Origin of the sequence: Corynebacterium sp. LaCa54, from assembly GCF_046717495.1 — a bacterium.
Classification (GTDB): domain Bacteria; phylum Actinomycetota; class Actinomycetes; order Mycobacteriales; family Mycobacteriaceae; genus Corynebacterium; species Corynebacterium kefirresidentii.
Genome location: NZ_CP177115.1, coordinates 858,213 through 869,558, shown reverse-complemented (window position 1 = coordinate 869,558; position 11,346 = coordinate 858,213). Strand labels below are relative to the sequence as shown.

Sequence of the window (11,346 nt, the reverse complement as noted above, 5' to 3'; positions counted from 1 at the left end):
TCCATAAATCTATATTTCGCTGGTTCAAAAAGCCACAAAGGCTACCCTAACTAGCCTGCACCGCCCAGAGTGCCCGCTTTATCCCCTCGACTACCTCAGCTAGCGCCATCATGGGCTTATCCGCTTTGTTCTGCTCCTCAATATAGGGAACATGTACAAATCCCGCGCGCACCTCCGTCCCTGCGAAGTGATGCAGGAGACCATACAGGAGCTGATTGCACACGAAAGTCCCCGCCGTATTCGACACCCGCGCCGGACAATCATCCATCGCCGCGACCATTTCCTTTACCGGTAGCGTGGAAAAATACGCCGCTGGGCCACCCTCCACGACCGGTACATCCACTGGCTGATAACCCGCGTTATCAGGAATCTCGGCATCCATCACATTAATGGCGACTCGCTCCGGGGTGATATGTTTCCGGCCGCCTGCCTGTCCCAAGCACACAATTGCATCGACTGATGATTCCTCTGCGAGTGCAATTACTCGGCGCAGGGATTCCCCAAACTTGGTCGGAATCACCGTCTTGACAAGCTCCGCTCCCCCAACCTCCTCTGGTAATAGCTCCAGCGCTTGTTCTGTAGGGTTAATGCTTTCTCCGCCGAAGGCGTCAAATGCAGTCACGAGGATTTTCATGCCGCCAGTATTCCAGAAATCGCAGCCCCTCCTCGCTCTGCACCTCGCGCTCCGCCCTTCCCCCCTCCGCCCTTCGCGCTCACCAGCAGCGTAAAGGTGATGCTTCCACCCCGCTCTGGTGAGCGCCGAGGGCGCACACCGCAATTCCTCCTCCCCCTCGCGCTCAGTGGGAAAAGAACCCCAGGTATTAAGAAGCCACCCGGTGAGCGCGAAGGATGAGGTCGCAGCCACGGGAGAATCCCCACGTCTTGTGCCTAAAGACGTCGAAGGAATAAACTGAGCGAAGTTGAAGTTGAACAGGACAGTATCTGAAAACTAGTCCGATCTGTCCATTTTTATTTTCAAAGGAACCTTTATGTCTCAACAGGAATCTTCGCGCTCTAGGCTCCCAGGCTGGGCCACAGGATTCGGCGCGCAAGTTATTGCCGGCCTTATCATCGGCCTCATCTTGGGTTTCATCGCCTCCGGCATGGATACCGACCCAGACAATCCCGGTTGGTTGACCACCCTGCTCACGGGAGTCGGTAGCGCCTACGTCCAGCTGCTCAAGGTGATGATCCCGCCGCTGATCTTCGCCGCTGTTGTTACCTCTGTCGCCAATTTGCGCAAGGTAGCTAACGCTGCTTCCCTGGCGATTTCCACACTGGTGTGGTTCGCCATTACCGCATTCTTCTCTGTCTTGATGGGCATTTTCGTTGCCGTCATTATGAAGCCGGGCGTCGGCACGAGCGTCGATGCCGCTACTGCACAGGATCCTTCCCACGTCGGCTCGTGGACCGCGTTCTTTGAGCAGCTTCTGCCGCAGAACTTCGTAGGCCTTTCTGCCTCGCTTTCCGACGGCGAAGTATCCCTCAGCTTTGGCGCGCTACAACTGCTTGTCATTTCCCTGGCCATCGGTATCGCCGCGGTCAAGACCGGCAAGTCCGCCGAGCCATTCCTGCACTTTACCGAGTCCTTCCTCAAGGTCATCCAGGTCATCTTGTGGTGGATCATCCGCCTTGCACCGATTGGCACCGCCGCCCTTATCGGTAAGGCAGTAGCAACCTACGGCTGGGACGCCTTGGGCTCGCTGGGCAAGTTTGTGCTGGCCATGTACGTGGGCCTTGGTCTGGTTTTTGTCGTGGTCTACCCCGCCGTACTGAAGTTCAACAAGATTCCAGTCATGGGCTTTTATAAGCGCGTTTGGCCGGTCACCTCGCTGGGCTTTGTTACCCGTTCTTCCATGGGTGTCATGCCAGCTACCGAGCGCTTTAGCGAAAAGGCCATGGGTGTTCCTTCTGAATACGCTTCCTTTGCCGTTCCGCTAGGAGCAACCACCAAGATGGACGGCTGCGCCTCCGTATACCCGGCCATCGCAGCCATCTTTGTTGCCCAGTTCTACGACATTAACCTCGACTTCACCCAATACCTGCTCATCATCTTTGTTTCCGTCATTGGTTCCGCTGCTACCGCAGGCACCACAGGCGCAACGGTTATGCTCACGCTGACGCTATCTACACTTGGCCTTCCGCTGGCTGGTGTCGGTCTCCTGCTGGCCATTGAGCCGATTATTGACATGGGACGCACTGCACTCAACGTCACCGGACAGGTACTGTGCGCCACCGTCGTTGCTAAACGTGCCGGCATCCAAGACAGGGCAACCTGGGACGCAGCAGAAAGCGGCGTCAAAGACATTATGGATTCTGACTCGGCCGCAGCCATCGGTGCCAAGGCTTAAATAAGCCCTCAAACATAATAAACGCCCGCAAGGAAAACCTTGCGGGCGTTTAGCTATGCGCTTTTACTTCTTGAGGCCATCAACACCATCGGTGTCGATCTGCTCCTTGCGCAGCTCCTCGGTGTGAGTCTCGGTGTCGCGAACGGTGTCCTTCTTCAGGTTGATCTTCTCAACCGGAACGGTTTCCTTGTTCACGTTAACCTGCTCCTCGTGCAGGGTGACGGAAGCTTCCTCAGTGTCACCGGAGATGGTGCCGTTGTAGTTCTTGGCATCTTCAGCGCTGATCGGAGTGCGCTCAACGCTGACCTCTTCGCGCTCAACCGGAACCTCAACGGTCTCGGTGTCGGTTACAACGTACTTGCGCAGGCGAGCCTCGCCGGTAGCCACACGCTCCTTATTGACGTTCATCTGCTCCTCAGAACGGATGAGCTCGCCGTCATTGTTGGTGTGCGCAGCTGCGGTGTTCTTGGAAGCAGCGTTATCGGCAACGCCAGCCTTACGCTCAGCAGCAGCCGCATCAGTGGTGTGGGTAGCTTCCTTCTTCTCGTTAGCGTGTGCACCAGCAGCGCCTGCACCAGCGCCAGCAACGCCGGCACCTGCGGCCAAGTTGTGGTCCTTGTCAGCGCCAGCCTGAACGTCGCGCTTGGAGTCCAGGTTGGAGTCCTTGTAATCGGTAACGTCCTGTGCATTATCCAGGCCGTAGTGCTTGAAGATATCGGACTGTGCCTCTGGGGTCAGCGGCTTATCGGAATCGAAGTCTGGGGCGTCCTTGATGCGGTCCTTGGAGAAGCCCAGCTTCAGGTCATCGCCGGAGAAGTCGTGACCGCGCAGCGGAACGAGGCTGGAGTTCATACCGAACAGGCCGTGGTTAACCTCAACGAAGGTAGGCTGGCCGGACTGGTCATCAACGAATACCTCGTTAACGTTGCCCAGCTTCTCGCCGTCCTTGTCGTATGCGGTTGCGTTAAACAGATCCTTAATGTTCTTACCCATTGTCAGTAAATCCTTTCTGCTATTGGTATAGCTCTCTTCAGCCAATCAAAAGGACATATTCTTGCCCCCACATGTGGAATGCGGGGGTGAGAATCGCTATTTGCTTGGTGTGACAACCACCATACGGAGAATTCAAAATTTTTCGACCGCCAGCAAGAAATTTTTGCCGTTTTATTCACCCAGAGAAGACTTCATGCAGCTCAGAGCAATCAATAACATTTTCATAACGTTAAGAATTCTGCACCATAAATGGCCCGAATCTAAAAAATAGATGTCGTTTCACGACCCCGCAGCGCCGTAGTCAACACCCCCACTTTCTCCAAATCATTCAAGACTTACCCCACCCCCAAAAGGCGGTACCACTAAACCCACAGAATCCTTTCAGGAGGGTGTATGCTTTCTGCGGAAAAGCACAGGTTATGTACAGGCCCTATTCACTCGAACGGGTCTACACACATGTCGGTCTAAAAAATCAGCCACAGTGACCGCCCGAAAACTTAGAAAATTAAGGCCTAGCGAAATAGGTACGGGCGGCGGTTTTCCACGCCCGCCGGCTCCACGTGAATGAACGCACTGCAGCCTGGATACAGCTCATCTAGGGCGATTTCCACGACGTCAGCAACCTCGTGGGAATGCATAACGCTCCACTCTCCTGGCACCTCCATGGTCAGGTAGACCAAGCGCTGACGGCCGGAAGCGACAGTACGCCGGTCTGTGAAGGTAACCGATTGCTCCTTTTCCAACCGGGCCAGCAGCTGGCGAATCTGCTGGCGCTCATCCGCGGGAAGTGCTTCAGAAAGCAAACTGCTCACGGAATCGCGCAGGAGGGTGTAACCAGTCCACAAGATATTGATACCCACAGCGAGGGCTACTACAGGGTCTAGCCACATCCAGCCAGTTAAATAAACGGCGGCGATACCGACAAGGACGCCGACGGAAGTCCAGACGTCGGTAAGCAAATGGTGCCCATCCGCATCCAAGGTAGCGGATCGGTAGCGCTTACCTGCACGGATGAGCGCGATGCCTACCGCGGCGTTGAGCACCGACGAAAGCGTTGACAACGCCAAGCCCCAGCCCGGCTCTTCAATCGGCTGCGGAACAAAGAAGCGCTGGATCGCCGTGTACACGATCATGCCGGCTGCAATAAAAATCATTGCGCCCTCTACCAAGGCGGAGACGTACTCCGCTTTGCCATGGCCAAACTGGTGGTTATCGTCGGCCGGCTTAGAGGCAATCCGGAGGGCATAAAAGCCGGCGACGGCCGCGACGAGATTCACGATGGATTCGAAGGCATCGGAGAGGAAGCCCACCGAGCCGGTAAACCACGCGGCCACGGCCTTAAGGATGATGGTAGCCACAGCGGCGGCGATGGATAGCTGCATGAAGCGCTCAAGAATGCGCTGCTCTGAGCCCATGGAGGACATAGTCACTTCTCCCTTCGGTTCGGTTGCGGACCGAAGGTCTCGTTCACGGCCGCGGGCACTGCGGGCGCTGGCTGGCCGGGCTAAACGCCAGTATGTCGACCAGTCATCTCGGAATTAGCCGAGGGAACTACTCCCCTTCAAGAAATCCTAACTTTATAGGGCATGTGACACCGGCGCAAGATCGAAAAAAGCCACGGGAAACTCCCGTGGCTTAAATTGTGGAGCCTTAGTGCTGGCCCTCTGCAAACTCTTCTACCAGCTTGGTGTTAAAGGCTGGCAGGTCATCTGGAGTGCGGGAGGAGACCAAGCCCTGGTCACAGTGAACTTCCTCATCTACCCACGTGGCGCCCGCATTGCGCAGGTCGGTCTGCAAGGAGGGGAAGGACGTCAAGGTACGACCCTTAAGAGCTTCAGCATCGGCCAGGATCCATGCACCGTGGCAGATAGCACCAAGCGGGAGATCCTTGCTCATGTGGTTGCGCACGATTTCTACTGCGGCCTTGTCCAAGCGCAACAGGTCGGCATTGTCGGTACCGCCAGGCAAGATAATGCCATCGAAAGACTCGCCGGTTGAGTCAGCGGTAACGGCGTCAACGGAAATCTCCGTGCCCTTCTTGCCGGTAATAGTACCGGCCTTAGGGGCGATGACGCGCACGGTAGCACCAGCGTTCTTCACGGCCTCCAACGGGGAAGTCAGCTCAGAGTCTTCGAAACCATCGGTAGCGATGATTGCAATGGTCTTGTTGTCTAGTTCAGCCATAATGTGACCTCCTATTGTTTGGGTACCTCGCCCACAGTAACGCGGAAGATTCTCAATCGCTACAATTTCTCCGCCTGCGCGGGCAGTGCCTTCTCCGTTAGGAGGCCCAAGACTTAGAAGACGCGGAATTAACCGCCGATCTTAAAGTCGCACACGTCGCCGTCTTGCATGATGTAGTCCTTGCCTTCTTGGCGGACCTTACCGTGCGCGCGAGCTTCGGCCATAGAGCCGGCGGCTACTAGGTCATCGTAGGAAACGATTTCGGCCTTGATGAACTTCTTTTCAAAGTCAGTGTGGATAACGCCGGCGGCTTGCGGGGCGGCAGAGCCCTGCTTGATGGTCCACGCGCGGGCTTCCTTCTCACCGGCGGTGAGATAGGTCTGCAGGCCCAGCGTGGCAAAACCCGCCTTGGCCAAAGTAGCCAACCCCGGCTCATCTTGGCCCACGGACTCAAGCAATTCGCGCGCTTCGTCTACTTCCAGCTCAAGCAGCTCAGTTTCTGTCTGGGCGTCAAGGAACACGGCCTCGGCCGGGGCGACGAGCTGGCGAAGCTCTTCCTTCTTTGCGTCGTCGGTAAGCACGGCCTCGTCCGAGTTAAAGACATAGAGGAAAGGCTTTGCCGTCATCAAGTGCAGATCGCGCACGAGCGAGAGGTCAATCTCGCCCTCCTTAGCTGCTGCGAAGAGGGTGCGGTCATCTTCTAGAATCTCCTGCGCCTTCTTGGTGGCTTCCACCTCAGCAGCCAGGTCCTTATTCTTGCGCGCATCTTTTTCAAGGCGCGGCAGAGCCTTTTCAATGGTTTGGAGGTCCGCGAGGATGAGCTCGGTATTAATAACGGAGATGTCATTGCGCGGGTCAACTTTGCCATCAACATGGATGACATTGTCATCGGAAAAAGCGCGCACGACCTGGCAGATGGCATCTGCCTCACGGATATTGGCTAGGAAGGCGTTACCCATGCCTTCGCCCTGCGAAGCGCCAGAGACGATACCGGCAATATCCACGAAGGACACAGTGGCGGGCAGGATACGCTCCGAGTTAAACATTTCCGCCAGGTGGGTCAGGCGGGAGTCCGGCAGCTCCACCAGGCCCACGTTGGGCTCGATGGTGGCAAACGGGTAGTTCGCCGCCAGGATCTCGGAACGGGTCAGGGCATTAAACAATGTGGACTTGCCCACGTTGGGCAGGCCGACGATTCCTAGTGTAAGACTCACGGGGCCAATCCTAACTCACCCACCTTCTTTTAAGGCAAGATGGTGGGGTGAGTTCTGATAACCAACCGCTGCCCGAGGCTCCCAAGACGGGCCTGGGCGATAAGTTTGATGAAAGCTTCGATACCAGCAAGCTGGAGGATGTATCGCCACATCCGCCGGGCGATCAGGTAGATCGCTCTGTCATTGCCGGCGAGGTAGTTAAGTCTGCGTCCCTATGGGCGGTCCGCCTGCTCATCATCTGCGTTTTCCTCTACGCCCTCTACCGCTTGCTCGGCAATTTCTGGCAGGGCATCTTGCCAGTGCTTTTGGCCCTCATCATCTGCACCGTCCTAGCCCCAGTGGCTAAGAAGTTGCGCAGCATTGGCCTCCCCGCCGCGTTGGCGGCTGCCGTAACCATTTTGGTTTCTTTCACGGCAGTGGGTGGACTCATTTCCTTCGTTGCCCCGGACTTCATGCGCCAATCCCGCTCTTTGTACTTGCAGACGGTCTCCGGCATCCAAAGCCTGCAGCTCTGGGCACAGGGCCCACCCCTTAACCTCGATAGCGAGGATATGAGCAGCTACATCGATGAAGCGGCTTCCTGGCTGCAGCAGCGCGCTGGCGCCATCGCGGGTTCCGTCTTTACCGGTATCGGCACCGCTACCTCCATCTTGGTCACCCTCTTCATTGTGTTGGTGCTGACCTTCTTCTTCCTCAAGGACGGCGCCAAGTTCCTCCCCTGGCTGCGCGATGCCACCGGCAAACGCGCCGGCTGGCACCTTACTGAGCTACTCACCCGCGCATGGACCACGCTTGGAGGCTTTATTCGTGCGCAGGCAGTTGTCTCGCTTGTCGACGCCGTCTTTATCGGCATCGGCCTCGCCCTCATCGGCGTCCCCCTGGCCATGGCTTTGGCAATCATCACCTTCATCGCCGGCTTTATCCCCTTCGTCGGTGCAATTGTGGCCGGTGCCCTTTCCGTCACCATCGCACTGGTGTCCCTTGGTATTACCAAGGCCTTGCTCGTTCTTGGACTGGTCTTGCTGGTCCAACAGCTGGAGGGAAATGTCCTTTCCCCTTGGCTGCAGTCCAAGGCCATGGACCTGCACCCCGTCATCGTCTTGGTTTCTGTGACGGTAGGCTCTGCGCTATTTGGCCTGGTGGGAGGTTTCCTCGCGGTTCCGGCAGCCGCGATGTTCGCGGTGGCCTATCGCTACAGCCAAGATATGATGAAGCTCCAGTCGGGAGAAAAGACCGCCGCTGAGCTGGACTTTTCCACCGTAGCTGGCTACCTCATCGGCCGTTATACGGAGGAACAAGGGCGCTATAAGCGCGAGGCGTGGCTTAAAATGCCGGACTACGCAGCCCCAGAAGGCGCAGTGGCGGACGTAGCCGCGGACGGCAACTCCAATTCCCTCGACGCTGCCCTCAACGTGGAATCCACCCCGAAAGAGCATGAGAAGCCCGGCGTGCGCTCCAACCTGCGCCGTGCCCGCGATGCCTTCGAGGGCCTTTTGAACGGAGATTCGAAAAAATAGTGGGCTGTGTCGGCTGTACGTGCCATGCTGGGTTCCATGACTTCCACATTGCCCGTGCTGCTACTTTTTATCGGCCTCACCCTCGGCGCGGTAATGGGTTGGTTGGCCCATTCCTACTCCGCTGCTCGTTCGGCGCCAAGTGCCGAACACCGCGCGCTGCAAGAATCGCAGCGTCGCCAAGCTGAGCTCCAGCCGCTGGAAAAGGCCATGGACCGCTTGGGGTTTCAGCTCCAAGAAATTGAGGAAGACCGCACCGCGCTGCTCGCTTCCCTTTCTAGCCAGGTCCAGGCGGTAACCCGTACCTCCTCTCGTCTGACTGAACGCACTGACAAACTTGTTAGTGCCTTGCGCTCGCCCAATACCCGCGGTCGTTGGGGCGAGGTGCAATTGGAGCGGGTGGTTGAAATAGGCGGCATGACCAAACATGTGGACTTTGACTGCCAGGTTTCTGCTCCGCTGGGTGGTCGCATCGTTCGCCCAGACATGGTTATCAAGTTGGCTGGTGGCCGCCATATCATTGTCGATGCCAAGGTGCCTTTTACTTCTTACCTCGACGCGCTGGAGACCGATGACCCAGAAGAACACGCCGGCTTCTTGCGCCGCCACGCACACTTGATGCGTGGCCACGTCCAAGCACTATCGCACAAAGACTATATTGAAGCGTTTCAACCTACACCCGAATTCGTCATCCTGTTTGTCCCTGCAGATCCTTTCCTCGATACTGCATTGTCAGTGGACCCAGAACTCATCGAGTATGCCTTTGAACGCAATGTAGTAATTGCCACCCCCAGCTCGCTTTTTGCCCTCCTGCGCACGGTGGCTATGGGGTGGCACCAAGAAGACATGTCAGCCAAGGCAAAGGAGGTTCAGCGCCTAGGGCGCGAACTGTACACGCGCCTGAATACACTTTCTGATCACTATGGCAGGGTGGGCCACAACTTGGAAAAGGCAGTCGAAGCCTACAATGCCACACTGTCCTCGCTAGATTCCCGTGTCGGCGTCACCGCCCGCAAATTGCACGAGATGGATATCCCAGGCCGCACGGACCGCACGCCACGGGAGCCCATAGCCATCGATACGTGGCCGCGCGGGCATTCGCCACTATAAATCCGGCGACTTAGTGCGTGGAAATAGCCATGGGCAGGCACGAACCGGTAGGATCTTCCGACGTGTCACAAGCCAAGCAAAGAAAGTCTTCCGCCGCCCAAAGCTCTGGACTCCCCAGCATCACGCTGGGCACGGGCCTTGGGCTGCTCGCGGCAATTTTGCTCACCGGCGCGTTGATTTCCATCCTGATGGGTACCATCGGGTGGGCTTACCTCGCCTTCCTCGTCATCGGCTCGCTGCTGGTGGCGCTCATCGTAGAAGAACGCGGCCTCTTCCTCACGGTGGCTTCCATCCCCATCTTGTATGCCATCACGGTGGTACTGGCCGGATTCTTTATTACCAAGGCCAACTTGCCAGAGGGAGCATCACCGTTTTCCAAGACGGCTACCGTAACCGCAGCTTTCCCCCTTGTCCAAAGCTTTCTCTGGCTCCTCATCGCTTTAGTAGGCGCAGGAATCATCGGCTGGTTGCGATGGGTCCGCTACCGTAAGACGGCACGTCGCACCGCTAAAATGGAAACTTCCTCCCGCCGTTCCGATGCTGAGCAAGACCGCCGCAATCGCGCTGAGCGTTTATCGGTCGCTGACTTGATGGCGCGCGATAGGCTGGCAAAGGAACCTACTAAAACTCCAGCCACTCCGCAGCGCGCCCGCGCTTCTCACACGTTAAGGAAGTCCCGCCCCACGCCCAAAGATCGCCTGCGTGGGCGCGACCGAGAGGAACGCCGCCGCCTCCAGCAAGAGGAACGCGCAAATCCAATGCGCCCGGATCCAACCCGGCGCGCCGGCGATTCGGTACCGGCGTCTAAGGAGCACAAGCAAGCGCCCAAGCAAGGTTGGGACGATAACCTCTATGACGAGGACTAAAACAAAAGAAAGGCCCGGAAACGGGCCTTTCTTTTTTAGATGTAGTTTAAGCGCGCGCCTGTTTAAGTGCGTGCTGGGCGCAGGTCGCGCGGCAGGGCGAAGGTAATCGTCTCCGTAGAGGTAGTTACCTGTTCTACGTCGCTATAGCCACGCGCATCGAGAAATTCCAATACCTCGCGTACCAGCAATTCTGGTACAGATGCACCACAGGTGACTCCGACGGTGCGCACGCCTTCCAGCCAGGCATCGTCGATCTCCTTGGCAAAATCTACGAGGTGTGAAGCCTTAGCACCAGCCTCGAGCGCCACTTCGACCAGACGCACCGAGTTAGAGGAGTTTTTAGACCCCACCACAATCATCAGGTCGCACTTGGGGGCAATGGCTTTGACGGATTCTTGGCGGTTTTGGGTGGCGTAGCAAATATCGTCTGAAGGCGGATTTTCCAGATGCGGGAAACGCTCGCGCAGTTTATTGACGATGGTGATCGTCTCATCCACCGAGAGCGTGGTTTGGGACAGCCAAATAAGCTTCTCGTCCTGCAGGAAATCCGGCAGCTTAGCAACGCCCTCGACGCCATCCACAAGGTGGGTAACCTCCGGTGCTTCGCCGGCGGTTCCTTCCACTTCCTCATGTCCTTCGTGGCCAACCAAGAGGATGTGATAGCCATCGCGCTGGAAGCGCTGGGCTTCCTTATGCACCTTGGTTACCAATGGGCACGTGGCGTCCAACGTTAGTTGCTTCCGCTGCGTTGCCTCTGCCCGAACGGCCGGGGAAATACCATGGGCGGAAAAGACTAGGTGGGCACCTTCTGGGGCCTCAGAGGCCTCATCAACAAAAATGACGCCGCGTTCTGCCAAAGACTCTACGACGTAGCGGTTGTGCACGATTTGCTTGCGTACATAAATGGGCGCGCCGTACTTTTCCAGCGCCTTTTCTACGGTTTCAACCGCGCGATCTACGCCTGCGCAGTATCCGCGCGGCGCCGCGAGGAGAACATTTTTACCTTCAGTCATGGCTCCCAGAGTATCGAAACAGCACCCAAAACAATAGTGGGGCCCACCGCCACCATTCCGGCTACCCCGAGCGGGGCAACCATCTGCGCTGGCCCCTAAAC

Annotated in this window: 10 protein-coding genes; 4 read left to right on the top strand and 6 right to left on the bottom strand. The window is 57.1% G+C overall.

Annotated features, from left to right (window positions below):
• Nucleotides 1-46: 46 nt before the first annotated feature.
• The gene (gene pcp, locus ACLI1M_RS04380; protein ID WP_248099025.1) at nt 47-634 is read right to left on the bottom strand and encodes a pyroglutamyl-peptidase I; all 588 of its coding nucleotides are present in this window, start codon (nt 632-634) and stop codon (nt 47-49) included.
• Between the two features lie 355 nt (nt 635-989).
• Here pcp and ACLI1M_RS04375 point away from each other — a divergent pair, with 355 nt between their 5' ends.
• The gene (locus ACLI1M_RS04375; RefSeq protein WP_248099027.1) at nt 990-2,351 is read left to right on the top strand and encodes a dicarboxylate/amino acid:cation symporter; all 1,362 of its coding nucleotides are present in this window, start codon (nt 990-992) and stop codon (nt 2,349-2,351) included.
• A 63-nt stretch (nt 2,352-2,414) separates the two neighbouring features.
• On the opposite strand, the gene ACLI1M_RS04370 is transcribed toward ACLI1M_RS04375, so the two are convergent.
• The 4 genes from ACLI1M_RS04370 to ychF form a co-directional block, all read right to left on the bottom strand.
• The gene (locus ACLI1M_RS04370) at nt 2,415-3,344 is read right to left on the bottom strand and encodes a PRC and DUF2382 domain-containing protein (RefSeq protein WP_023021869.1); all 930 of its coding nucleotides are present in this window, start codon (nt 3,342-3,344) and stop codon (nt 2,415-2,417) included.
• A 512-nt stretch (nt 3,345-3,856) separates the two neighbouring features.
• Nucleotides 3,857-4,768, bottom strand: coding sequence for a cation diffusion facilitator family transporter (locus ACLI1M_RS04365; RefSeq protein WP_411706698.1), 912 nt, complete (start codon nt 4,766-4,768; stop codon nt 3,857-3,859).
• Nucleotides 4,769-4,994: 226 nt separating this feature from the next.
• The gene (locus tag ACLI1M_RS04360) at nt 4,995-5,528 is read right to left on the bottom strand and encodes a type 1 glutamine amidotransferase domain-containing protein (RefSeq protein WP_248099032.1); all 534 of its coding nucleotides are present in this window, start codon (nt 5,526-5,528) and stop codon (nt 4,995-4,997) included.
• Nucleotides 5,529-5,656: 128 nt separating this feature from the next.
• Nucleotides 5,657-6,742, bottom strand: coding sequence for a redox-regulated ATPase YchF (gene ychF / locus ACLI1M_RS04355; RefSeq protein WP_200287819.1), 1,086 nt, complete (start codon nt 6,740-6,742; stop codon nt 5,657-5,659).
• Nucleotides 6,743-6,789: 47 nt separating this feature from the next.
• Here ychF and ACLI1M_RS04350 point away from each other — a divergent pair, with 47 nt between their 5' ends.
• The 3 genes from ACLI1M_RS04350 (at nt 6,790) to ACLI1M_RS04340 (ending at nt 10,232) form a co-directional block, all read left to right on the top strand.
• Nucleotides 6,790-8,259 (top strand): AI-2E family transporter, encoded by a 1,470-nt coding sequence (locus ACLI1M_RS04350; protein ID WP_023021873.1) that lies wholly within the window; start codon nt 6,790-6,792, stop codon nt 8,257-8,259.
• 36 nt (nt 8,260-8,295) lie between these two features.
• On the top strand, nt 8,296-9,366 hold the full coding sequence (locus ACLI1M_RS04345) for a DNA recombination protein RmuC (protein WP_411706697.1): 1,071 nt from the start codon (nt 8,296-8,298) through the stop codon (nt 9,364-9,366).
• A gap of 62 nt (nt 9,367-9,428) precedes the next feature.
• The gene (locus ACLI1M_RS04340; RefSeq protein WP_051138352.1) at nt 9,429-10,232 is read left to right on the top strand and encodes a Yip1 family protein; all 804 of its coding nucleotides are present in this window, start codon (nt 9,429-9,431) and stop codon (nt 10,230-10,232) included.
• A gap of 62 nt (nt 10,233-10,294) precedes the next feature.
• On the opposite strand, the gene ACLI1M_RS04335 is transcribed toward ACLI1M_RS04340, so the two are convergent.
• Nucleotides 10,295-11,245: a 4-hydroxy-3-methylbut-2-enyl diphosphate reductase gene (locus ACLI1M_RS04335; RefSeq protein WP_023021876.1), complete on the bottom strand. Its 951-nt coding sequence runs from the start codon at nt 11,243-11,245 to the stop codon at nt 10,295-10,297.
• Between the last annotated feature and the right edge of the window lie 101 nt (nt 11,246-11,346).

Excerpts from the sequence above, each read along its gene's own strand:
- pcp (WP_248099025.1), bottom strand. The coding sequence starts at position 634 with ATGAAAATCCTCGTGACTGCATTTGACGCCTTCGGCGGAGAAAGCATT.
- ACLI1M_RS04375 (WP_248099027.1), top strand. The coding sequence starts at position 990 with ATGTCTCAACAGGAATCTTCGCGCTCTAGGCTCCCAGGCTGGGCCACA.
- ACLI1M_RS04370 (WP_023021869.1), bottom strand. The coding sequence starts at position 3,344 with ATGGGTAAGAACATTAAGGATCTGTTTAACGCAACCGCATACGACAAG.
- ACLI1M_RS04365 (WP_411706698.1), bottom strand. The coding sequence starts at position 4,768 with ATGTCCTCCATGGGCTCAGAGCAGCGCATTCTTGAGCGCTTCATGCAG.
- ACLI1M_RS04360 (WP_248099032.1), bottom strand. The coding sequence starts at position 5,528 with ATGGCTGAACTAGACAACAAGACCATTGCAATCATCGCTACCGATGGT.
- ACLI1M_RS04345 (WP_411706697.1), top strand. The coding sequence starts at position 8,296 with ATGACTTCCACATTGCCCGTGCTGCTACTTTTTATCGGCCTCACCCTC.
- ACLI1M_RS04335 (WP_023021876.1), bottom strand. The coding sequence starts at position 11,245 with ATGACTGAAGGTAAAAATGTTCTCCTCGCGGCGCCGCGCGGATACTGC.